Genomic DNA, 21,358 nt, shown 5'->3' on the forward strand with positions numbered 1-21,358 from the left:
CGGCAGCAACGGATGTCACGGCAGCTTTGTTCCGCGTCAAAACTTCACCGCGAGCAGCACCGCGCCGGCGCCGATCATGGCGATGCCGGTCCAGCCCTGCGCTGTCGGACGCTCGCCGAGGAAGGCGAACGCGAAGAGAGCAACCAGAACGACGCTGAGCTTGTCGATCGGCGCCACCAGCGTGGCGGGGCCAAGCTTCAGCGCGCGAAAATAGCACAGCCAGGATGCGCCGGTCGCGAGCCCCGACAGCACCAGGAACAGCCAGGTCCTGGACGAGATCGCCGAGGGCACGGCGAATTGCCCGGTGAAGAACAGCAGCACCGAAAAGGCGAGCAGCACCACGATGGTGCGGATGAAGGTCGCCAGATCCGGATTGATGTTCTCGACGCCGACCTTGGCGAAGATCGCGGTCAGTGCGGCGAAGCAAGCGGACAGCAGCGCCCAGGTCTGCCAGGCGGAGAGGAGGGCGGGTTTCATGTCGTCAAGTTCCGTTGCTTTGGGACGGGGCGCCAGCGCCGTCATTGCGAGCGCAGCGTAGCAATCCAGAGTCTTTCCGCGGAGGCAGCCTGGATTGCTTCGCTGCGCTCGCAATGACGGAGTCTGTGGGAGCTTCGTGCAACCATAACACTCACCGCGCCACCGACAGCTTTTCGGTGATCGCCTTGCGCAGGATGCGCGACAGCGATTCCACCGAATATGGTTTCTGGATCAGTTCGAAGCCGCGATGGGCGTTTTCGGCGAGCACGTTGCTGTAGCCGCTGGTGAGCACGACGGGCAGGCCCGGATAGCGCTCGCGGATGATGCCGGCGAGCTCGACTCCGTTCATGCCGGGCATGATGACGTCGGAGAAGACGAGGTCGACGGCGAATTCGTTCTCGCCGAGGATCGCGAGCGCCGCACTGGCGTTGGCAACACGGCGGACGACATAGCCGAGATCCTCCAGCAGCTCGGTCGAGAACTGGCCGACGTCGTCATTGTCCTCGACCACGAGCACGCGGTAGCCGCGCCCGGTGGTCGCGGCCTCGCTGGTCCGCGCTGCGGCTTCGTCGTCGGCGGCCGGGCTCTGCGCCTGCGGAAGGTAGATCGTGAAGGTCGCGCCTTTGCCAGGCGTGCTCATCACCGCGATGTCGCCTTCGGACTGCTTGGCGAAGCCGAACGCCTGGCTGAGGCCGAGGCCGGTGCCCTTGCCGACCTCCTTGGTCGTGAAGAACGGTTCGAAGATGGCGTCGATGTTTTCCGGCGCGATGCCGCTGCCGGTATCCGCGACCGAGATCGCGACATAGTCGCCGCCACGCGCCGATTGCGCGCGCAGGCTCGGGATGCCCTGCACCTTGCGCACCGCGATGGTGAGGCGGCCTTCGTCGTCCATGGCGTCGCGGGCGTTGATGGCGAGGTTGATCAAAGCGGCCTCGAACTGCGCGACGTCGGCGACGGTGAAGCAATCCGTGTCATGAACCTCGACGCTGATCTCGATGCGGCCGCCGACCAGCGGGCGGACCAGTTGCGCCACGCCCTCGACCTGGCTGCCGACATTGAAGATCTGCGGCTTCAGCGGCTGCCGTCGCGCGAAGGCCAGAAGCTGCGCGGTCAGCTTCGAGGCGCGCTCGACGGTGTCGGAGATGGCGTCAACATAGCGGCGGCGCCGCTCCTCCGGCAGTTCGCGCCGGCGCAGGAAGTCGGTCGCCGAGCGGATGATGGTCAGGAGGTTGTTGAAGTCGTGGGCGACGCCGCCGGTGAGCTGGCCGATCGCCTCCATCTTCTGCGACTGCCGCAGCGCCTCCTCGCCGCGGCGGCGCTCGGTGATGTCGACCAGTTCCGGCACCGCGCCCGTGATGTTGCCGTGGCGGTCGAGCACGGGGCGCATGCCGAACTCGAAATCGCGCTCGCCGATCGGCAGGCGCAGCCGCATCTCCATCCGCACCGCTTCGCCCCTCAGCACGGTCTCGAAGGCCTCGCTCGCGACGTCGCTCATGCCCGGGGTCTCCGTGAACCACGGCGTGTCCCAGAACGGCTGGCCGATGACATCCCGCGCCTCGGTGCGAATGCCGGCGAGCGCGGTCTTGTTGGCGTAGAGCAATTCGCCCTCGAGGTTGACCAGCCCCTGATACTGGTTGCTGGTCTCCAGGATCGCGCGCAGCCGGGCCTCGTTGGATTCGAGCTCGGCGGTACGCTCGACGATGCGCTCTTCCAGCGTCTCGTTGAGCCGCCGCAGCTCGATCTCGGCCTGTTTGGCGGCGGTGATATCGTGGGCGACGCCGATGAAGCCGATATGCTTGCCGGTCGGATCCCAGCGCGGCTGGGATTCGGAGCGCAGCCAGCGCCATTCGCCGCTGGCGTTCTTGTAACGCGCTTCCAGCACGAAGGGTTTTAGCGACGCTTCACCCTGGACGGATTGCTGGAGCACATGCGGCAGGTCGTCCGGATGCAGCACCTTGCGCCAGTCGAAATCGATGGCCTCCTCGTAGGGCAGGCCGACGAAGTCGACATAGGCCTGGTTGGCGAAGGAGCGCTTGCGGTCGAGTTTTGTGACCCAGATCGGCACCGGCGCGCTGTCGGCGATCAGCCGAAACCGGTCCTCGCTTTCGCGCAGCGTCTCACGAGCGAGCATCTGGTCGGTGATGTCGATATGGGCACCGACGAGACGGATGGCGCGCCCGTTGCTGTCACGCTCGATCTTGGCGACGACGCGGATCCAGCGGGTCTCGCCGTCGCTCGGACGGATGATGCGGTATTCGGCGGTATAGTCCTCGCTGGTCTCAGCCAGCACATCGAAGAAGTGTTTCACCGCGGCGTCGCGATCATCGGGATGGATGCGGTTGACCCAGTCCTCGTGCGATTCGTCGGCGGCCTCGGGGGGCAGGCCGTGGATCATCAGATATTCCGGCGAGCGGCGGTTCTTGAAGCCCTCGCGGAAGTCGACCTCGAGGCCGCCGACCTTGCCGATGCGCTGGATGCGCGCGAGCTCGGCCTCGCGCTCCTGGAGCGCGCGATAGGCATTGTCGCGCTCGCGCGCGACATCTTCGAGGTGCTGGCGCAGCCTTTCGGCGGCGATTGTCTCTGGCAAAGGATCGTTCAAGGCGTCGGCCGTTGTGATGCGTGTGCGCACGTGCCGGACCAATATTCACACAGACAAAGCGTGATAGCCATTGCTCAAAGGGGATAGATTGTCGGAAAGGCCCGCGGCCAGCCTGAACGCGGAAAAGTCCGGTCAGCTAACGGCGGGGCTGGCTATTTGTTCCGAAGATTGGAACGATGCGTCTGCGGACGCGTCTTTGCGAGGTCGCCATAACGCTCATTCATAAAACTCCGTTTTCGAAGAGGCTAAATCTTGAAGCTCTTTGTCTGCCAGTCCTGCGGCAACGTCCTCTATTTCGAGAACCGCGCCTGTGGACGTTGCGGTCACCGCGTCGCCTTCCTCCCGGAGAGGGAGACGATGTCGGCGCTCGAGCCGGACGGCGAGGCTCAGGCGGTGTCCTGGACGACGCTGGCCGACAAGGGCAGGGGACGGATGCTGTGCCGCAATGCCGAGTACGATGCCTGCAACTGGCTGACGGATCCGGGCGATACCAACGGATATTGTCGCGCCTGCCGCCACAACGGCATGGTGCCTGATCTCTCCGATCCGGCTCAGCTCGCCGGCTGGCGCGAGCTGGAGGTGGCGAAACACCGGCTGTTCTATTCCCTGATCCGCTGGAAGCTGCCGCTCCAGAACCGGCAGGACAATCCCGAGCGCGGCCTGATCTTCAACTTCCTCGCCGACGATCCGAACAGCGGACAGAGGATCATGACCGGCCATGACAACGGTCTGATCACGATCGCGCTCACTGAAACCGACGGCATCGAGCGCGAGCGGCGCAGGCTGGAGATGGGCGAGCCCTACCGGACGCTGCTCGGGCATTTCCGTCACGAGGTCGGACACTATTTCTGGGACGTGCTGGTCCGCGAGGGTGGCAAGCTCGACGCATGCCGCGCCGTCTTCGGCGACGATTCGGCCGATTACGGCCAGGCCTTGCAGCGCCATTATGCCGAAGGCGCGCCGCCGGACTGGCAGCAGAGCTATGTCTCGGCCTACGCCACGACACACCCCTGGGAGGATTTCGCCGAAACCTGGGCGCACTACCTCCACATCGTCGACACCCTGGAGATGGCCTCCGAGTTCGGTATGGAGGTGCGGCCGCGGGTCGATCGTGACGGAGAGTTGTCGACGCGGCTCCGGTTCAACCCCTACGAGGCACGTGGCGTCCAGACGCTGGTCGACGCATGGCTGCCCTTCACCTTCGCCATGAACAGCGTCAACCGCGCCATGGGCATGCGCGACCTCTATCCGTTCATCCTGTCGCAGGCGGTGGTCGCCAAACTCGACTTCACTCACGCCCTGTTGCGGGACGCGGCCAGGGCCGGGAAGCCGTAGGCCCATCCCGGGGCGCGCCAAGCCCGTTGCCCAAGCCCGTTTCGGTCTTGCGCTGGTACACCAGAGGGGCCGGATTTAGACCGTTGCCTCCGGCCTATTTTAATGTACCACGGGGGTCACACGGCCCATCCCAGAGGCCCCAACGGTCGGGGAAGGGTCCCGCCCAAGGTCGAGACTCAAGAAAAGCATGTTCAAACGCATCCTGATCGCCAATCGCGGCGAAATCGCCTGCCGGGTCATCAAGACTGCCCGCCGGATGGGAATTGAAACGGTCGCGGTCTATTCCGAGGCCGACCGCGATGCCCTCCATGTCGAGATGGCCGACGAGGCCGTGCTGATCGGCCCGCCGGCTGCGGCCGAGAGCTATCTGGTGATCGAGAAGATCGTGGAGGCCTGCCGCAAGACGGGCGCACAGGCCGTGCATCCCGGCTACGGCTTCCTGTCCGAGCGCGAGGCGTTTCCGCGCGCGCTGGAGGCGGCCGGCCTCGTCTTCATCGGCCCGAACCCGGGCGCGATCGCCGCGATGGGCGACAAGATCGAATCCAAGAAGGCCGCCGCGAAGGCCAAGGTCTCGACCGTGCCGGGCCATCTCGGCGTCATCGAGGACGACAAGCACGCGGTCCGCATCGCCGACGAGATCGGCTACCCCGTGATGATCAAGGCCTCCGCCGGCGGCGGCGGCAAGGGCATGCGCATCGCGCATTCGAAGAGCGAGGTCGCCGAAGGCTTCAACCTCGCCAAGGCCGAGGCCAAGGCCTCGTTCGGCGACGACCGCGTCTTCGTCGAGAAGTTCATCGTCGATCCCCGCCACATCGAGATCCAGGTGCTGGGCGACAAGCACGGCAACGTCATCTATCTCGGCGAGCGCGAATGCTCGATCCAGCGCCGCAACCAGAAGGTCATCGAGGAGGCGCCGTCGCCGCTGCTCGACGAGGCCACCCGCCGCAAGATGGGCGAGCAGGCGGTCGCGCTGGCCAAGGCCGTGAACTATGATTCCGCCGGCACCGTCGAGTTCGTCGCAGGCCAGGACAAGAGCTTCTACTTCCTGGAGATGAACACGCGCCTCCAGGTCGAGCATCCCGTCACCGAGCTCGTCACCGGCATCGACCTCGTCGAGCAGATGATCCGCGTCGCCGCAGGCGAGAAGCTCGGCCTTGCGCAGAAGGACGTCACGCTGACCGGGTGGGCCGTGGAATCCCGCCTCTACGCCGAAGACCCGTTCCGCAACTTCCTGCCCTCGATCGGGCGCCTGGTGAAGTATCGTCCGCCGGCGGAAGCGAGCCAGGACGGCATCACCATCCGCAACGACACCGGCGTGCAGGAGGGCGGCGAGATCTCGATCCATTACGATCCGATGATCGCCAAGCTCGTCACCCACGCGCCGTCGCGCGCGGCCGCGATCGAGGCACAGGCGACCGCGCTGGACTCGTTCTATGTCGACGGCATCCGTCACAACATCCCGTTCCTGTCGGCGCTGATGCATCATCCGCGCTGGCGCGAGGGCCGGCTCTCGACCGGCTTCATCGCCGAGGAATTCCCCAAGGGCTTTGCGGTGCGCGTGCCCGAAGGCGAGGTCGCCCGGCGGATCGCCGCGGTCGGCGCCGCCATCGACCACGTGCTGGGTGAACGCAAGCGTCAGATTTCCGGTCAGCTTGGTGGCCGCGTCGTGCAGCGTGAGCGCCGCCGCGCGGTCTGGCTCGACCGCCAGGAGATTTCGCTCGAGGTCGGTCGCGAGGGCGAGGCGATCGCGGTGCGCTTCGTCGATGCCGAGGGCAAGGCCGGCCACGTGCATCTGTTGCAGTCGCCGTGGAAGCCGGGCGATCCGGTCTGGCAGGGCACCATCGACGGCCATTTCGTCGCGGTGCAGGCCCGGCCGATCGCCAACGGCATCCGCCTCGCGCATCAGGGCGTCGAGGTGCCGGTCTATGTCTGGACCGAGGCGGAGGCCGCCTCGGCGCGGCTGATGCCTGTGAATACGGCCTCCGACACCGGCAAGAAGCTGCTCTGCCCGATGCCCGGGCTCATCGTCTCGATCGCGGTGACGGAAGGGCAGGAGGTCAAGGCCGGCGAGACGCTCGCGGTGGTCGAAGCCATGAAGATGCAGAACGTGCTCCGCGCCGAGCAGGACGGCACCGTGAAGAAGATCCACGCCAGCGCCGGTGCGACGCTCGCGGTGGACGCACTGATTTTGGAGTTTGCGTAAGCACTCCGGAGCACAACAGTCGACCCTCACCCTGAGGAGCCGCGCTTGCGCGGCGTCTCGAAGGGCGAGGCCACCAGCCGGGCCTTCATCCTTCGAGACGCGCGCAAGAGCGCGCTCCTCAGGATGAGGAATTGAGAGTGAGGCGACCATGGCCTTTCGTTCCCGCCGCGAAAAACTGCGATCGATCCTGTCGGGTCCGGGCTGCATCCATCCCGGCTCGGTCTACGACGCCATCTCGATCCGCATCGCCGAGGATCTCGGCTTTCCGCTCGGCATGTTCGGCGGTTCGGTGGCCTCGCTCGCCGTGCTCGGCGACCCCGATATCACGCTGATCACGCTCACCGAGCTCGCCGAGCAGATGCGGCGGATGTCGCGCGCGTCCGCGCTGCCGGTGCTGGTCGATGCCGATCACGGCTATGGCAATGCGCTCAACGTGCGCCGCACCGTGCAGGAGCTGGAGACGGCGGGTGCGGCCGGTCTCACCATCGAGGACACGCTGCTGCCGGCCGCCTTCGGTGAAGCGAAGACGCAATTGATCTCGCTGGAGGAGGGCGTCGGCAAGATGAAGGCGGCGCTCAGCGGCCGCAGCGATCCCACGCTCGTCATCATGGGCCGCACTGGAGCTGCCGCGATCACCTCGCTCGACGATACGATCCGCCGCGCGCAGGCGTACGAGGCGACCGGCGTGGATGCGCTGTTCTTCACCGGCATCAAGTCGCGTGCCGAGCTTGAAGCAGTCGCAGCCGCGACGCATCTGCCGATCGTGCTCGGCGGCGCGCCGGAAGAATTGAATGCGCCCGATTATCTCGCCGGCCAGCGCGTGCGCATCGCGCTCCAGGGCCATGCGCCGATCGCGGCCGCGACGCAGGCCGTCCACGATACGCTGAAGGCGCTGCGCGAAGGCGCGCCGCCCAAAGCGCTCAAGGGATTGGCGTCCGCGGAATTGACCAGCCGTGTCATGCGCGAGGCCGAGACGAAGGCGCGCGGCGCCGATGTGCTCGGATTCAAGAAATGAGCCGGGCGATCCTCCAGGTCATGATCCGCGGCCGCGTGCAGGGCGTCGGCTATCGTGCCTGGGTCGAATACCAGGCCACCGCGAGCGGCCTCGAAGGCTGGGTCCGCAACCGCCGCGACGGCAGCGTCGAAGCGTTGTTCGCGGGCGCGCCGAACCACGTCGCCGACATGGTCGCGCTATGCCGCCATGGTCCGCCATCCTCGCGCGTCGACAGTGTCACCAGCGAGACGGCCGGTGCGGATGAGCTGAACCTGCGCAGGGCAGGGGAGAAGTTCTCGGTGTTGCCGACGGTTTGAGAGCTACACCTCGTTCCACACAGATGGTGTGCTCCCTCACCCCGTTCTTACGGGGAGAGGGTTGGGGTGAGGAGCCTCTCTCAACACGAGTGGTCGTCGAGTGACCTGTACCCCCTCACCCGAATTCGATCTGCGATCGAATTCGACCTCTCCCCGCAAGCGGGGAGAGGTGAAGATCACCTCGGCAGCTTCGCGATTGCTTCGCTCAGCTCGTGGATCTCGTAGGGCTTGCGCAGGATCGGGAAATCGCCGCGCACGTCGGCGGCGGCCTCGCTGTAGCCGGTGGCGAGCAGGATCGGCAGGCCGGGGCGGATCAGGCGCAGATGATGGGCGAGGGTGAGGCCGTCCATCTTGCCGGGCATCACGATGTCCGAAAAGACGAAATCGACGCCGTTTTGCTCGAGCTCGCGCAGCGCGGATTCCGCGTCGGGGACGCGGCGAACGCGGTAGCCGAGCTGCTCCAGCAGACCGATGCTGACGATGGCGACATCCGGATTGTCCTCGACCAGCAGCACCGTGCCGGCGCCGCGGAACGGCACCGCTTCCGCCGTTTCCCGCGCCGGCACATCCCGTCCGCGCGGCAGCAGGATGCTGAAAGTCGTGCCCTTGCCGAGCTCGCTTGCGACCTTCACCGTGCCGTCGGCCTGGTGCGCAAAGCCGTGCACCTGGGACAGGCCGAGACCGGTGCCCTTGCCGATCGGCTTGGTAGTGAAGAACGGCTCGAAAATCTTGTCGACGACGTCGGCGGGAATGCCGAGCCCGGTGTCGGCGACGTCGATCGCCACGAACTCGCCGGCGAGCGGAGCTTCGTCCAGCACGACGTTGCGGGCGCGGATCGTCACCGTGCCGCCGTCGGGCATCGCATCGCGGGCATTGATGACGAGATTGAGCAGCGCGGTCTCGAACTCCGAGACGTCGGTTCTGATCGGCCAGACCTCGCGGGCGATGTCGAAGGCGAGGCGCACGGCGCTGCCGACGCCGGCCTCGAGCACCTCGCGGATCGCCCCGATGCGCTCGGCAAGATCGATCGCCTGCGGGTTGACGCTCTGTCGCCGCGCGAAGGTGAGGAGCTGGTTGGTCAGCGCGGCGCCGCGCCGGGTCGCAGTCTCGATCGCCGAGATCGCGCGCTGGAGCTTGGCACCGTCGTCGGCGCCCCGCTTCAGGGTGTGAAGGCTGCCGCTGATGATCATCAGGAGATTGTTGAAATCGTGGGCGACGCCGCCGGTGAGCTGGCCGAGCGCGTCGAACTTCTGGGATTCGGCAAGCTGCTTCTGCATCGCCTCGAGCTTGAGCTCCGTGTTGCGTCGCTCGGTGATGTCGCGCGTGATCTTCGCGAAGCCGATGAGCTCGCCGTCCTCGTAGATCGGGTCGATCACGACGCTCGCCCAGAAGAAGGTACCGTCCTTGCGGACGCGCCAGCCTTCCTCCTCGTAGCGGCCCTTGTCGCGGGCGATGCCGAGGGCGCGGGCGGGCTTGCCGTTGGCCCGGTCGGTCTCGGTGTAGAAACGCGAAAAATGCTGGCCGACGATCTCCTGGGGCGAATAGCCCTTGATGCGCTCGCCACCGATATTCCAGCTCGTGATGATCCCCTTGGGATCGAGCATGTACAGGGCGTAGTCGGCAACCCCTTCGACCAACAGCCGGAAACTGCGTTCGCTCTCGAACAAGTCTCTCTGCTGATTGGACTTTCTAACCATTTCGGACACCCTGCCTCGACCCGTGCAAACGCTGAATAAGTCGTTTGGTTCCTGGCCTCTGGGAAGTTTTTAGGCAAATGCAGCGGACGGTATGCAGGGGGACGGGCCGTCGGGGAGCACTTGACAGTCAATCTCATCCGTCAGATATTTCTGTTATGACAGAAACAACCGGAAAGAAGAAACTCCCTGCCGCCGTCGAGCGCTTCATCCTGCATTGGGGCGACATGGGCGACGAATGGGGCGTCAACCGCTCGGTCAGCCAGATCCACGGACTGCTCTATCTGGCGGAAGCGCCGATGACCGCCGAGGACATCGCCGACACGCTCGGCATGGCGCGCTCCAACGTCTCCAACTCGATCAAGGAGCTGCTGGCCTGGAGCCTGATCCGGCGGGTGCCGATCCTCGGCGACCGCCGCGATCATTTCGAAGCCGAGACCGACATCTGGGAGGTTGCGGCCCGGATCGCGGCGCGGCGCAAGGAGCGGGAGCTCGATCCAGCGATCGTAGCGCTCCGGGCCTGCGTGTCCGATGCCGCCGACGATCCGACCATCAATCCGGTCGCGAGCAAACGGCTGAAGGAGATGCTCGCCTTCACCGAGCTCGCCGACCACTGGTTCATGCAGATGCTGAAGGTGCCGCGGCCGCGGCTGGTCGCCCTGATGCGGCTTGGCGAGAAGGTCGTCAACCTGCTGCCGCTGGGCAAGGTCAAATAGCGTCGGGGAGGGTGCGATGACGTCGGCTCGATTATCAGGTTCCAGCGCATCTCTTCCCACTCACGCCAAATTGCTCGACGACCGCCGCTTCCGTGCGTTGCTGTCGGACGAGGATTGGGGCCGCCTGCCGCTCGCGACCTGGCGGCGCTTTTCCAAGCGCGTCGCTGACGGCGACAGCGTCGTTTATGTCGGCGTCGTCGACGAGGTCGCTTTCAGCGACATCGGCTGGTGGCTCGCGCAGCTCGTACGCCTGATCGGCGGGCCATTGCCGACCGGCCGCGACACCGGCGTGCCGATGATCGTCACCGTCACCGAGGACGGCGCCAGCGGCGGCCAGACCTGGACGCGCATCTGCGCGCGCAAGCGCGGCTTTCCGCAGGTGATCCATTCCGCAAAGCGCTTCGCCGGTCCGACCGGGCTCGAGGAATATGTCGGCTTCGGCCTCTCGATGGCGCTGCGCATCGCGGTCGAGGACCAGGTGCTGACCTTCCGCAGCGCCGCTTACGGGCTCCAGCTCGGAAGCCTGTGGATTCCGTTGCCGCGATGGCTGACGCCGGGCGACCTCACGGTGACGCATCGCGATCTCGGCGAGGGCGCCTTCCGCTTCACCCTCGATCTCAGTCACCCGCGTTACGGTGCGCTGATCCACCAGTCCGCCACCTTCAGGGAGGCCGTATCATGACGCCGCTGTTGTGGATCCTCATCGCCGTCCAGATCGCGATGGGCGTGTTCGACACCTTCTATCACCACGAATTCACCGAGCGCCTGGCCTGGCGTCCGTCGCAGCGATTCGAGCTGAAGCTGCACGGCGTCCGCAACATGCTCTACGCGCTGTTGTTCCTCGTGCTCGGCTGGCTCGAGGTTCATGGCCTGCTGGCGCTCTCGATCGTCGCGGTGCTGGTCGCCGAGGTCGTCATCACGCTGATGGATTTCGTCGAGGAGGATCTGAGCCGGAAATTGCCGCCGAGCGAGCGCATCAATCACACGCTGCTTGCGATCAACTACGGCGCCATTCTCGTCCTGCTGCTGCCGGTCCTGATCGACTGGGCGATGCGGCCGTTCGGCGTGACCGTCGTGTATCAAGGTCTGCTCAGCATCGCAGCGACCGCCTGTGCGGTCGGCGCAGCGCTCTGCGGGATCAGGGATTTTGCGGCGGTGCGCCGGCTCGGCCGCATGACGAGCGTGCCGGCGTACGGGCTCGTCGAAAAGCTCCCCGGGCGCAAGACCGTGCTGATCACAGGTGCCACCGGCTTCATCGGCAGCCGCCTCGCGGCGAGCCTCAGCGCGGCAGGGCATCACGTCATCGCGCTCATTCGCAACCCGGCGAAGGCCGAGCTGCTGCCGCCGCCGGTGACGCTGATCACCAGCCTCGATCAGCTCGCCTCGGACATGCGTATCGACGCCATCGTCAATCTCGCCGGCGAGCCGATCGGCAACGGCCTTTGGACCGGGGCCAAGCGCGCGGAGATCCTGAAGTCTCGCATCGACATGACCGGCGAGGTCGTCAAACTGATCGCGCGGCTCGACCACAAGCCCGACGTGCTCGTCAGCGGCTCGGCGATCGGCTGGTATGGCCTGTGGGCCGACCAAGTGCTGACGGAGTCGGCGAAGTCGCATGCCTGCTTCAGCCACGAGCTGTGCGCGGCCTGGGAGCAGGCGGCGCGGCCGGCGGAGGAGCTTGGCGTGCGCGTGGTCTATTTGCGCATCGGCCTCGTGTTGGGCACCGAAGGCGGCTTCATCACGCGCATGCTGACGCCGTTCGAGTTCGGCCTTGGCGGGCCGCTCGGCACCGGGCGGCAGTGGATGTCCTGGATCGAGCGCGACGATCTCATCCGGCTTATCGCCTATGTGATCGCGACGCCCGATCTCACTGGGCCCGTCAACGCCACCGCGCCGATCCCGGTCACCAACGCAAAGTTCACCGAGGAGCTCGGCCGCCGCCTGCATCGGCCCGCGGTGTTCCGCATCCCCGGCGGCCTGCTGCGCCGGATCGGCGGCGGCTTTGCCGACGAGCTTCTGCTCGGTGGCCAGCGCGTGCTGCCGAACAAGGCGCTGAGCCGCGGTTTTGTGTTCCGGCACGAGACGCTGCGCAGCGCGTTCGAGGCGATCTTGTGAGGTGATGGACGTCAGGCGGCGACGCTCTTGAACGTCGCCGCCACCGCGCGCAGCGCTGCGAGCTTGGCGGGATCGCTGACCTTCGAATGCAGCATGACTTTCGAACTCCCGAGCTTTGGCAGCTTGAGCGCCGGTCCGATATCAACGAGCCCGGCCGGCGCGATCCGCCGCGCCAGTGGTGCGATCGCAAGCCCGGCAAGCGCCGCCGCGACCACTGCCGTGACGCCGCCGCCGACAAAGCGCTCGCGCCAGGCGAGGCCGGCCCTGTCGAGCGCGCGCACGGCAATGGCGCGAACGCCGCAGGGCGGGGCGAGCGTCGCGAGCGGCAGCGGCTCACCCTTCGGCAGCGTGAAGCGTCGTGACGCGAACCAGCAAAACTCGTCCTCGGCGAGCTTCTCGCCGCCGCGGCGGCTGCCTTCCTGGCGGACGATCACCGCATCCAGCTCGCCCGTGTCGTAAGCGTCCTGCATCTCGCGCGAGAAGCCGATGGTGACGGCGAGGGTGAGGTTTGAGGACATCGCATGCAGGCGTTCGAGCAGCGGCACCAGTTCAGGGCCGGCGGCGTGGTCGGAGATGCCGAGCGAGAGGGACTGCGCGACGGAGGCCTCGCCGGACAATGCGCGGTCATGCGCTTCCATCAGCGCACGGGCGCGATCGAGGAACGCGGCACCGTCGGCGGTGAGCCGTACCGCGCGCGGCGAGCGCTCGACGAGACGTTTGCCGAGCAGCGTTTCCAGCCGCTGGAGCTTGAGGCTGACCGCTGCCTGCGTCGTGCCGAGCGCTTCCGCGGCGCGGGTAAAGCTCTGGAGGTCGGCGACCAGCAGGAAGGCCTTGATGGTGGCGATGTCGAGGGTGGCTGTCATTATGATTAGTTATCACTGGTATCAATATAGATAAGATACCAAAATGACGCGGGGAGGTCTAGCTTCTCATCACCACCGCGCAACGCCAGTGCGGCATCTTGAGGAGAACGACCATGCCCCTGATCACCGTGTCTTACACCACCTCGCGCCAATCGCCTTCGCTGAAGGCCGACATCGCCGGCGCCGTGTCCGAAATCACCGCAAAGATCCTGCACAAGGATCCCAAGGTGACCGCCATCATCGTGAAGTCCGTCGATGCCGGCGACTGGTTCGCCGGCGGCAGGTCGCTCGCCGAGCAGAAGCTCGCAAGCTACTGGATCGACATCCACGTCACCGAAGGCACCAACACCAAGGACGAGAAGGCGGCCTATCTGGCCGCGATGTTCAAGCGCATGGCCGAGATCCTGGGCCCGCTGCACCCCGAGACCTATCTGCATGTCGACGAGGTCAAGGGCGATGCCTACGGCTTCGGCGGACTGACGCAGGAGCGGCGCTACATCGCCGGCAAGCTCGAGGTTGCGCTGAAGGCGGCATGATGTTGCAGGCCGCGGGTGAACCATCTCACCCGCGGCCTGAAGCCATCAGCTCGCCGCGCGGAACTGAACCTCGGAATTGTTCAGGAAGCACGTCTTGTCGAACAGCTTCAGGTCCAGCGGGTTCGGCAGGCGGACATCGTCGAGGTCGGGGCACGGCTTGACTGAGGGATCATAGGACCGGTCGATCTGCGAGATGAAGACGACGATCAGCCCCTTGTCGCGCGCGAACGATTTCAGCGCGCGCACCTGAACGGTCAGATCAGGGTTTTCTCGCCTCTGGTCGAGCAGTTGCAGATAGTCGATCACCACGACCGTGCCGCGGGGTGCTGCGGCCATCTGCTTGACAACGTAATCGGCGCTGATCGCGTCCGAGCAATCGACCTCGAACATGTCAGCGAATTGCGCGGGATCGACGCCGATCGCGCGAAGGCGATCCAGCACATCCTTCCCGGTGTATTCGAGCGAGAAGAACGCGGCGCGATGGCCCGACTTCATCGCCTCCACGGCAAGTTCGAGGCTCATCAGCGTCTTGCCCTGACCGGGGCGCGCCCCGACCAGCACCAGGTCACCCGGCCGGAATTGCGGGAACAGCCGATTGGCCGGCGTCATCGCGGCGGCTTTTGCCGCAAGCATGCTCCAGGCGGAAAACCCTTCCGTTGTGGCGATGCGGTCAAGCGCGTGGTGGAGCGGAATGCCTTCCTCGCGGGACAGGCGCTTCGCCTTGCGCTTCAGATGATAGATGGGTGCAGAGAGTCTCATCGTCAAAACCTCCCATTGCGAGCATGGATCGCAACCCCTCCTTATGCCTGGCGCTCGAACAGTCGGCCGATGATCAACTCGCCCGGCATGAGGTCTGCTTTCCCGGCGGAGGGGGGAGGCGTGGGCGGCACCTGAAACAAGCATAGCCGATTCCATTACGAGCGGAGAACTCGCGCGGTCAGGCTCGAACAGGAAAATGTCAGGCGGCCGCTTCCGGCACCAGCGCGCGGGTCGGTCCGAACAGCTCTTCGAACGCCTGCCGAAGCGCAACATCGACATCGGCCATCGTCACGAGCTGGCCGAGATCGACCAGCGAGGTGACGCCGTAGCGGGGATCGGCGACGCCGCAGGGCACGATCCCTGCGAAATGCGACAGCTCCGGCTCGACATTGATGGCGATGCCGTGGAACGAGACCCAGCGCTTCAGCCGGACGCCGATCGCGGCGATCTTGTCCTCGTGCTCCGATCCCTTGTCAGGCCGTTTCACCCAGACGCCGACCCGGTCCTCGCGCCGTTCGCCGCGGACGTTGTAGGCGGCGAGCGTCTTCAGGATCAGCTCCTCCAGGCTCGCGACATAGGCCCGGACATCAGGCCGGCGGCGCTTGAGGTCGAGCATGATGTAGGCCACCCGCTGGCCGGGCCCGTGATAGGTGAGCTGCCCGCCGCGCCCGGTGGCGAAGGTCGGGAATCGGGGATCGAGCAGGTCCGAATCCTTGCCCGAGGTGCCGGAGGTGTAGAGCGGGGGGTGTTCGAGCAGCCAGACCAGCTCGGGGGCCTCGCCGGCCGCGATCGCGGCAACCCGCGCCTCCATGGCGGCTACAGCCTCCGGATAGGGCACCGGCGCGTCCGAAATCCGCCACTCGACGGGCTCGCCGCCTGTGGCGGAAAACGACGTCAGATCGAGGTCTTGACGCTGATCTTGGCGGGGGTTTTGAGGCGAATTAACCATTGGCTAACCATAACGTGGTGATGATTGCAGGCGCAAATGCCAGTCTCAAGTTGCGGCGGTCCCGACAGTGCCCACTCTCGATAAAGTCACCGTGGATCTCATGGTCGTCCTCGGGACGACCACCATGCCGATCCATCAGGTATTACGTCTTTCCCGCGGCGCCATCATCGAGCTGGACGCAACCGAGGCCGACGAGGTCAAGGTTTTGGCCAACAACCTGCCGGTCGCCTCCGGCGTCGTGCTGGTCGACCGCAACCGGATCGCGGTCGAGGTCAAGCAGATGCTGCCACGCACGCCGGGCACGCGGTAGCGGCCTGGGCACGCCGTAGCGGCCCGGGCATGCGGTAAATGCCGATCCTGCGGGGAGGGGCCGGAACTTTCCTGCCAAGCTTGTGGAATTCTGGGCTTTTGCAGGCTTGTACCCCTCTGATGGATTTGTTAGATCGGCGCCGTTGATCCGGCCGGCCCTCAAGCCTCAGGCCGGCATCCCCAAAGCGCTCGTGGCGGAACTGGTAGACGCGCTGCCTTGAGGTGGCAGTGAGTAAAATCGTGGGGGTTCGAGTCCCTCCGAGCGCACCACAAGGCCGAACTTGGCTTTGAAATCCCTGAAGTTTTTCTGATGTAGACCCGGGACTGGCATCACGCCGGTCCTCTTCCGCGCGCCGCTTGCGTCGGTCGGGCCGTCGCGTGACCGGTCCGATCGCTGACACCGTCAATCGATCCCGCGATTCGCCGGCGTGATGGAGCGCGCTGATGGCGCGGGGCTTCGCCCACCGCGGATGACCGCGGAACGACGGCTGTCGGACGCGCATGACAGCCGATGTGCTCGCCGCGTGCCGTCGCGCGGCCATGCGTTTGAAGGTGGAGGACGACGAGGGACAGCGCGTCGGAAGTTGCCGACATCCGGGCGGAGACGGACGTCTGCGCCCTGTCGACGGTCCTGAGCGCTGTCGATCTCGGCTTCAGGGTCGTCATCGTCGAGGACGCGCTGTGCAGCTCGTCCGATGTCGGACACGATGCGGGCGGGAGTAGGGTGATGATCCGCCACTCTCAGCCATATTCCTCGCCGATGCCGTATTCGCGGTAGATCTCCAGCGGGTCGAGATCGGGAAACAGGCGGCATTTGGCCTGGGCGAGGTGCAGGCTCACCGCCGCCGGCTCCTTGCCGTTCGCAAGCATCTTGCGGATGTCGTCCATATGCGCGTTCGGCTGGTGCTTTGGCTCAAGCTGCTCCAGCGCGACCAGCGCCGTCGCGAGAGCTTCAGTCAGAACCCAGTCGTCGTGGCCCGTGATTCCCTTCTTCGGCATCGGCAGACCCCACATATGGCGGCGAGCCGCAGTCTATCGCGACTCCCGCCAGATCGCCATTGAGCGTTGCGGACATCCGTGTGCGGAACAGGCCGGCCGTCGTGGCCCGGCTTGCATTATGGCCGCGCGTGGCTAAAAGGCGGCGAGTTGAGGGCGATGGTATCTTTGTTGAAACGAAGTTGGCGTAGACGGGCCCGCGCGGCATTCGGGCCGGCTGTTCCGGCCTGTGTCCCATAATCGCTGAACGCGCAGCACGATCCGGTTGCGCGCATCTTCTCTGGGCTGGAGCCAGCATGGTCTTTCTAAGCTTCGTCTACCGCTTCGTGACCAATTTCGCGTTCATGGCGATGGTCTATTTCAGCCTCAACTTCCTGGAGAAGTATCAAAACCGGGCGATCGTCGCGATCCTGGTGCTGGTCTACACCGGCATGCGCGCGGCCTCGACGCTGCGTGCGTTCTACTTCTTCCAGAAGATCGAGAAGCTGGAAGCCGAGACCAAGCGCCTTCAGGCCCCGATCAACGATGGCGCCGGCGGAACCTCGACGCGTAAGCAGATCGTGACCGACGTAGCGCGGCTGCGCCGCGACGGCGAGCTCAAGTCCTATATGGACCTGTTCTTCCTGGCGCTGATCGTGCTGCTCTGCGTCGCCAACATCATGCGGCAGTAGAGCTTACTGCGCGCGCTTCTTCAGGCTGGCCACGCGGGTTGGATGCGGCGCGGCGTTCTGCGCAGTGCTCTTTGGAGCAGCGTTCTTGGGGGCAGCGCTCCTGGGGGTCGTGCCCTTGGCCTGCGCGGCATGCTTCGGTGCGCCGTGCGCCGCGTGGGCGGTGCGGCGCGCCTGCGACTTGGCAGCCTTGCTCGTGGCTGCACGGGGCGTCTCGGCCGCCATCGCCAGCCGTGTCGCAGCCCGCCGCGACAGCGTCGTGGACAGCAAGACCTCGATCGAGCCCTCGGGAATCGCGAAGAGCTCGCGGTCGGGCACGGGCAGGGTGGCGGCGACATTCGCCTGCGCCATGGTCCGGCGCGGCAGCAGCGGCTGATGCCCGGTCTGCGCATTGAGATCGGCAAGCGAGGGCGCCGGAAGCGTCTGGGTCTGCGTGAACACGAAGTTCGGCACGGCCGGCCAGCGCGCGATCGGCACGGTCTCGGTCGGCGGATGCAGCAGCCATTCTACCGGCGTGGTCGGCGTCGCCGGGCGGTCCGCGGTCGCGGGCACCACATGCACGATGCGATAGCCGCGCGCCTTGAGATCGCGGATGATCTTGGGCAGCGCCGCCACCGTGCGGGCCTGGATGTCGTGCAGCAGCAGGATGCCCTTGCCCTTGGCCTCCAGCCGCTGGATCGCGAGTTGGTAGACACGGTCGGACGACACGTGCCGCCAGTCGTCGGCGGGGAAATCGGCGCTCCAGACCTGGATGCCGCGCGAGATCAGATAGTTCTCGACGCCCTCGGCGCGCATCAGGCCGGGAATGCGGAAGAACGGTGCGAGCTTGGACGGATCGGTCATCGCGGCCGAGGTCCATTCGATGCCGCCGTTGATCTCGGGCTCGAATTTTTCGATTCCCATCCGGTCGAACGTCAGCGGATGGTTCATGCTGTGCGTGCCGACGGTGTGGCCCGCCGCGACAAGCTTGCGCACCCCTTCCGGATTCGCCTTGGCCTGGCCGCCGATGATGAAGAAGGTCGCCTTGATGCACTCGTCGGCGAGGATCTGGAGCACCTGGTTGGAATATTTCGGCAGCGGACCGTCGTCGAAGGTCAGGACGACCTCGTGATCCTTCAGCGGCAGCGTCTCGCGGTACTGCATCGTGCCGATGCGCGGATGCTCGTGCGGATCGACCACGAGGGTGCGGGAGGTCCCGAGCGCGTCCGGGTGGCCGGGACAGTCGGATGCAAGGGCCGCCGGTGTTCCAACGGTCAGCAAGCCCAAACAAAGGACGATCCACGATCGCGTCCGAACAACAACGCTACTTCCGATCATGAATCCCGTCTGCCTCATACGCGATTGTCGCCATAAGTAGGTCGGAGACATCAGGAAACGGTTCAGGCACAAGAACCTTCCCCACGACGAGTCCGCCTCGATACTTGCACGGCGTAGCATGAACAGAGTGTTAATAGGCCCTAAATCACCCCATTTTGCGACGGCGTGACATTCCGGCATCAGCGCGTATCGGCATTCTTCTGCGCTGCGCCCGCCGGGACGATGTGAACCACCCGGTAGCCGTTCTCCCTCAGATACCGCAGGAAGGCCGGCATGATCGCGGCCGTGCGCGCCTTGGGATCGTGGAAAAGGATGATACCCTTGCCGGCCGCGGCGAGCCGCTCGGTGATCAGCTTCAGTTCCTGCTCCGGCGTCATCTCGTTCCAGTCGCTGGCCCAGAGGTCGGCCCCGAACACGACGATGCCGCGCGACTGGAGCAGGTCGAGCTCGGCTTGCGTCGCCTCGAAATAGGGGAAGCGGAAGAACGGCGTCGAGGGCGTCGTGGTCGAGGTCCCGTGCAGCGCCATCTCGTCGGCGGCGATGCCGCGGTCGATCTCGGCCTTGGCCTTGTCGAGCGGGATCCGCGCCATGAACGGGTGCGACCAGGTGTGATGGCCGATGGTGTGGCCCTCGCGCGCGATGCGCTTGACCACGTCAGGATGTTCGGAGGCGTGCAGGCCGATCAGGAAGAAGGTCGCGCGCGCGCATTCCTGCGCCAGCGCCGCCAGCACCTTCGATGTCGTCGGCGGATAGGGGCCGTCGTCGAAGGTCAGCACGACCTCGTGATCGGCGAGCTGCAGCGTCTGCGGAAAGCTCTTCAAGCCCACGCGCGGCGTGGTCCTGGCGTCGACGCTCAGAATGCGCGAGGTGCCGAGCGCATCCTTGCGCGGGCACTCGGCGGCTTCAGTCGAGGCGATGCCGGCGAGGGCCGCGAGCACCGCGCCCGCCGACATCGATGTCCATTTCAGCCGAAGCATCTTTGCCATTGCGCTCGGAGTTGCCTTGTGGGTATTGCCTGAACCATCAGCTCAGACCACCAACCTGTCAAACGGCGAGGCGCACCATGGATGAACATATGGACGGTGCTCCATCCGCTGCGGCCTCGGTACTCGACCACGTGCCGATGCGCAATGAAGACGGCGAAATTCGTCATGAATTCGTCGAGGAGATTGCCCGTGCGATCGAGGCCGGCGACAGTGCCGCGCTGCGCGCCTGTGTCGCGGAGCTGCACGAGGCCGACCTCGGCGATCTCATCGGCGCGCTCGAGCCCGACGACCGCGTCCGTCTGGTCGAGCTCACGGGCCGCGACTTCGACTTTTCGGCGCTGAACGAAGTCGACGAGAGCGTCCGCGAGGAGATCCTCGATGAGCTGCCGCCGGAGACGGTCGCGGAAGGCGTCCGCGAGCTCGAATCCGACGACGCGGTCGAGCTGCTGGAGACCCTCGACGAGGCCGAGCAGGAGGAGATCCTCGAGAAGCTGCCCATGCGGGAGCGCGTCGCGCTCGAGCGCAGCCTGCTGTATCCGGAAAATTCCGCTGGCCGCCGGATGCAGACCGAGTTCATCGCCGTGCCCCAGGATTTCACCGTGGGGCAGGCGATCGACTACATGCGCGAGACGCCGGATCTGCCCGACCGCTTCTACGAGATCTATGTCGTCGACAAGGACCAGCACTGGCAGGGCGCGATCTCGCTCGACGTGCTGCTCCGCGCCCGCCGCCCGGTGGCGCTTGCCGAGCTGACCGACGAGAATCGCCGTCGCGTCTCCGTCCTGGAGGACCAGGAGGAGGTGGCGCGCATGTTCGGCAAGTACAATCTCGTCGCAGCTCCCGTGCTCGACACCCAGGATCGCCTGGTCGGCGTCATCACCGTGGACGACGTCGTCGACGTCATCGAGGAAGAGGCGGACGAAGACCTCAAGGCGCTCGGCGGCGTCACCAGCGACGAAGAGCTGTCGGACACCGTGTTCACCATTGCCCGGGCGCGGTTCAATTGGCTGCTGGTCAATCTCGCCACCGCCTTCCTGGCGTCCTCCGTGCTCGGCCTGTTCGAGGGCCAGCTGGAAAAGATGGTGGCGCTCGCGGTGCTCGCACCGATCGTGGCGAGCCAGGGCGGCAACGCCGCGACCCAGACCATGACGGTCGCGGTGAGGGCGCTCGCGACCCGCGAGCTCGGCTCCTCCAATGCCTGGCGCGTGGTGATGCGCGAAGGCCTGGTCGGCCTCGTCAACGGCCTGGCCTTCGCCGTGATCACGGGCATTGCCGCGGTGGCCTGGTTCAAGATCCCCGGCCTCGGCATCGTCATCGGGCTTGCGATCATCTGCAACCTCGTCGCCGGCGCGCTCGGCGGCATCCTGATCCCGATGGCGCTCGAACGTGTCCGGGCCGATCCGGCGGTGGCGTCAGGGACGTTCGTGACGACGGTGACCGATGTGGTCGGGTTCTTCTCCTTCCTCGGGATTGCGACCTTGTGGTTCGGGTTGAGGTAGCTCTCGTCTCCGCTCCGTCATTCCGG

20 protein-coding genes, 1 tRNA gene and 1 pseudogene are annotated in these 21,358 nt (G+C 65.8%); 13 read left to right on the forward strand and 9 right to left on the reverse strand.

What is annotated here, in order from left to right:
* Positions 1-36: 36 nt before the first annotated feature.
* Entirely contained in the window at positions 37-477 is a 441-nt protein-coding gene (locus ACVWW6_RS25050; protein WP_011088026.1) for an EamA family transporter, read from the reverse strand.
* 151 nt (positions 478-628) lie between these two features.
* Entirely contained in the window at positions 629-3,106 is a 2,478-nt protein-coding gene (locus ACVWW6_RS25055; RefSeq protein ID WP_456681533.1) for a PAS domain S-box protein, read from the reverse strand.
* Positions 3,107-3,328: 222 nt separating this feature from the next.
* Here ACVWW6_RS25055 and ACVWW6_RS25060 point away from each other — a divergent pair, with 222 nt between their 5' ends.
* From ACVWW6_RS25060 to ACVWW6_RS25075, 4 genes are all read left to right on the forward strand, one after another.
* Positions 3,329-4,411, forward strand: a complete 1,083-nt coding sequence (locus ACVWW6_RS25060) for a zinc-binding metallopeptidase family protein (RefSeq protein ID WP_456681534.1) — start codon at positions 3,329-3,331, stop codon at positions 4,409-4,411.
* Between the two features lie 187 nt (positions 4,412-4,598).
* On the forward strand, positions 4,599-6,614 hold the full coding sequence (locus tag ACVWW6_RS25065; RefSeq protein ID WP_182871917.1) for an acetyl-CoA carboxylase biotin carboxylase subunit: 2,016 nt from the start codon (positions 4,599-4,601) through the stop codon (positions 6,612-6,614).
* A 148-nt stretch (positions 6,615-6,762) separates the two neighbouring features.
* Positions 6,763-7,629 carry an isocitrate lyase/PEP mutase family protein gene (locus tag ACVWW6_RS25070; protein ID WP_011088022.1) on the forward strand — a complete coding sequence of 289 codons (867 nt, stop codon included), beginning with the start codon at positions 6,763-6,765 and terminating at the stop codon, positions 7,627-7,629.
* The gene (locus ACVWW6_RS25075) at positions 7,626-7,925 is read left to right on the forward strand and encodes an acylphosphatase (RefSeq protein ID WP_011088021.1); all 300 of its coding nucleotides are present in this window, start codon (positions 7,626-7,628) and stop codon (positions 7,923-7,925) included. The genes ACVWW6_RS25070 and ACVWW6_RS25075 overlap by 4 nt, the downstream gene beginning before the upstream one ends.
* Positions 7,926-8,101: 176 nt before the next feature.
* On the opposite strand, the gene ACVWW6_RS25080 is transcribed toward ACVWW6_RS25075, so the two are convergent.
* Positions 8,102-9,622, reverse strand: coding sequence for a PAS domain-containing sensor histidine kinase (locus ACVWW6_RS25080; protein WP_028171469.1), 1,521 nt, complete (start codon positions 9,620-9,622; stop codon positions 8,102-8,104).
* 155 nt (positions 9,623-9,777) lie between these two features.
* On the opposite strand from ACVWW6_RS25080, the gene ACVWW6_RS25085 reads away from it, so the two are divergent.
* Genes ACVWW6_RS25085 through ACVWW6_RS25095 form a run of 3 tightly spaced genes read left to right on the forward strand, consistent with a single transcriptional unit; the run spans position 9,778 to position 12,450 of the window.
* On the forward strand, positions 9,778-10,335 hold the full coding sequence (locus tag ACVWW6_RS25085) for a GbsR/MarR family transcriptional regulator (protein WP_028171470.1): 558 nt from the start codon (positions 9,778-9,780) through the stop codon (positions 10,333-10,335).
* A gap of 16 nt (positions 10,336-10,351) precedes the next feature.
* Positions 10,352-11,017, forward strand: a complete 666-nt coding sequence (locus tag ACVWW6_RS25090) for a DUF4166 domain-containing protein (RefSeq protein WP_011088018.1) — start codon at positions 10,352-10,354, stop codon at positions 11,015-11,017.
* Positions 11,014-12,450 carry a TIGR01777 family oxidoreductase gene (locus tag ACVWW6_RS25095; protein WP_011088017.1) on the forward strand — a complete coding sequence of 479 codons (1,437 nt, stop codon included), beginning with the start codon at positions 11,014-11,016 and terminating at the stop codon, positions 12,448-12,450. The genes ACVWW6_RS25090 and ACVWW6_RS25095 overlap by 4 nt, the downstream gene beginning before the upstream one ends.
* A gap of 11 nt (positions 12,451-12,461) precedes the next feature.
* On the opposite strand, the gene ACVWW6_RS25100 is transcribed toward ACVWW6_RS25095, so the two are convergent.
* Positions 12,462-13,313: a LysR family transcriptional regulator gene (locus ACVWW6_RS25100; protein ID WP_456681535.1), complete on the reverse strand. Its 852-nt coding sequence runs from the start codon at positions 13,311-13,313 to the stop codon at positions 12,462-12,464.
* A 113-nt stretch (positions 13,314-13,426) separates the two neighbouring features.
* Here ACVWW6_RS25100 and ACVWW6_RS25105 point away from each other — a divergent pair, with 113 nt between their 5' ends.
* Positions 13,427-13,849, forward strand: coding sequence for a tautomerase family protein (locus ACVWW6_RS25105; protein ID WP_456681536.1), 423 nt, complete (start codon positions 13,427-13,429; stop codon positions 13,847-13,849).
* A gap of 45 nt (positions 13,850-13,894) precedes the next feature.
* Here ACVWW6_RS25105 and ACVWW6_RS25110 read toward each other — a convergent pair whose 3' ends face one another.
* On the reverse strand, positions 13,895-14,608 hold the full coding sequence (locus tag ACVWW6_RS25110; RefSeq protein ID WP_456681537.1) for a DNA helicase: 714 nt from the start codon (positions 14,606-14,608) through the stop codon (positions 13,895-13,897).
* A gap of 199 nt (positions 14,609-14,807) precedes the next feature.
* Positions 14,808-15,557 carry a lipoyl(octanoyl) transferase LipB gene (gene lipB, locus ACVWW6_RS25115; protein ID WP_171463778.1) on the reverse strand — a complete coding sequence of 250 codons (750 nt, stop codon included), beginning with the start codon at positions 15,555-15,557 and terminating at the stop codon, positions 14,808-14,810.
* Between the two features lie 67 nt (positions 15,558-15,624).
* Here lipB and ACVWW6_RS25120 point away from each other — a divergent pair, with 67 nt between their 5' ends.
* From ACVWW6_RS25120 to ACVWW6_RS25130, 3 genes and pseudogenes are all read left to right on the forward strand, one after another.
* Positions 15,625-15,867 carry a FliM/FliN family flagellar motor switch protein gene (locus tag ACVWW6_RS25120; protein WP_011088012.1) on the forward strand — a complete coding sequence of 81 codons (243 nt, stop codon included), beginning with the start codon at positions 15,625-15,627 and terminating at the stop codon, positions 15,865-15,867.
* A gap of 184 nt (positions 15,868-16,051) precedes the next feature.
* Positions 16,052-16,136, forward strand: a tRNA-Leu gene (locus tag ACVWW6_RS25125).
* A 328-nt stretch (positions 16,137-16,464) separates the two neighbouring features.
* Positions 16,465-16,644 (forward strand): annotated as a pseudogene (locus ACVWW6_RS25130) (isochorismatase family protein); the annotation flags it as partial.
* Here ACVWW6_RS25130 and ACVWW6_RS25135 read toward each other — a convergent pair.
* Complete coding sequence (locus ACVWW6_RS25135; protein ID WP_063194972.1) at positions 16,608-16,865, reverse strand: hypothetical protein; 258 nt, start codon at positions 16,863-16,865, stop codon at positions 16,608-16,610. The pseudogene ACVWW6_RS25130 and the gene ACVWW6_RS25135 sit on opposite strands and share 37 nt — an antisense overlap.
* A 293-nt stretch (positions 16,866-17,158) precedes the next feature.
* Between ACVWW6_RS25135 and ACVWW6_RS25140 the strand changes: the two genes are divergently transcribed.
* Positions 17,159-17,533, forward strand: a complete 375-nt coding sequence (locus ACVWW6_RS25140) for a hypothetical protein (protein WP_011088010.1) — start codon at positions 17,159-17,161, stop codon at positions 17,531-17,533.
* A 3-nt stretch (positions 17,534-17,536) separates the two neighbouring features.
* Here ACVWW6_RS25140 and ACVWW6_RS25145 read toward each other — a convergent pair whose 3' ends face one another.
* Both ACVWW6_RS25145 and ACVWW6_RS25150 read right to left on the reverse strand, forming a co-directional pair.
* Entirely contained in the window at positions 17,537-18,847 is a 1,311-nt protein-coding gene (locus tag ACVWW6_RS25145) for a polysaccharide deacetylase family protein (RefSeq protein ID WP_456681538.1), read from the reverse strand.
* A 179-nt stretch (positions 18,848-19,026) separates the two neighbouring features.
* On the reverse strand, positions 19,027-19,833 hold the full coding sequence (locus ACVWW6_RS25150) for a polysaccharide deacetylase family protein (RefSeq protein ID WP_370204468.1): 807 nt from the start codon (positions 19,831-19,833) through the stop codon (positions 19,027-19,029).
* 77 nt (positions 19,834-19,910) lie between these two features.
* Here ACVWW6_RS25150 and mgtE point away from each other — a divergent pair, with 77 nt between their 5' ends.
* Entirely contained in the window at positions 19,911-21,332 is a 1,422-nt protein-coding gene (gene mgtE, locus ACVWW6_RS25155) for a magnesium transporter (protein ID WP_028171479.1), read from the forward strand.
* The last annotated feature ends 26 nt before the right edge of the window (positions 21,333-21,358 follow it).

The sequence above is a fragment of the Bradyrhizobium sp. USDA 3311 genome, from assembly GCF_054062495.1.

Coding starts and splice junctions, on each gene's coding strand:
- ACVWW6_RS25050 (WP_011088026.1), bottom strand. CDS start 477: ATGAAACCCGCCCTCCTCTCCGCCTGGCAGACCTGGGCGCTGCTGTCC.
- ACVWW6_RS25065 (WP_182871917.1), top strand. CDS start 4,599: ATGTTCAAACGCATCCTGATCGCCAATCGCGGCGAAATCGCCTGCCGG.
- ACVWW6_RS25070 (WP_011088022.1), top strand. CDS start 6,763: ATGGCCTTTCGTTCCCGCCGCGAAAAACTGCGATCGATCCTGTCGGGT.
- ACVWW6_RS25075 (WP_011088021.1), top strand. CDS start 7,626: ATGAGCCGGGCGATCCTCCAGGTCATGATCCGCGGCCGCGTGCAGGGC.
- ACVWW6_RS25080 (WP_028171469.1), bottom strand. CDS start 9,622: ATGGTTAGAAAGTCCAATCAGCAGAGAGACTTGTTCGAGAGCGAACGC.
- ACVWW6_RS25085 (WP_028171470.1), top strand. CDS start 9,778: ATGACAGAAACAACCGGAAAGAAGAAACTCCCTGCCGCCGTCGAGCGC.
- ACVWW6_RS25090 (WP_011088018.1), top strand. CDS start 10,352: ATGACGTCGGCTCGATTATCAGGTTCCAGCGCATCTCTTCCCACTCAC.
- ACVWW6_RS25095 (WP_011088017.1), top strand. CDS start 11,014: ATGACGCCGCTGTTGTGGATCCTCATCGCCGTCCAGATCGCGATGGGC.
- ACVWW6_RS25100 (WP_456681535.1), bottom strand. CDS start 13,313: ATGACAGCCACCCTCGACATCGCCACCATCAAGGCCTTCCTGCTGGTC.
- ACVWW6_RS25105 (WP_456681536.1), top strand. CDS start 13,427: ATGCCCCTGATCACCGTGTCTTACACCACCTCGCGCCAATCGCCTTCG.
- ACVWW6_RS25110 (WP_456681537.1), bottom strand. CDS start 14,608: ATGAGACTCTCTGCACCCATCTATCATCTGAAGCGCAAGGCGAAGCGC.
- lipB (WP_171463778.1), bottom strand. CDS start 15,557: ATGGTTAATTCGCCTCAAAACCCCCGCCAAGATCAGCGTCAAGACCTC.
- ACVWW6_RS25135 (WP_063194972.1), bottom strand. CDS start 16,865: ATGCCGAAGAAGGGAATCACGGGCCACGACGACTGGGTTCTGACTGAA.
- ACVWW6_RS25140 (WP_011088010.1), top strand. CDS start 17,159: ATGGTCTTTCTAAGCTTCGTCTACCGCTTCGTGACCAATTTCGCGTTC.
- ACVWW6_RS25145 (WP_456681538.1), bottom strand. CDS start 18,847: ATGATCGGAAGTAGCGTTGTTGTTCGGACGCGATCGTGGATCGTCCTT.
- ACVWW6_RS25150 (WP_370204468.1), bottom strand. CDS start 19,833: ATGGCAAAGATGCTTCGGCTGAAATGGACATCGATGTCGGCGGGCGCG.
- mgtE (WP_028171479.1), top strand. CDS start 19,911: ATGGATGAACATATGGACGGTGCTCCATCCGCTGCGGCCTCGGTACTC.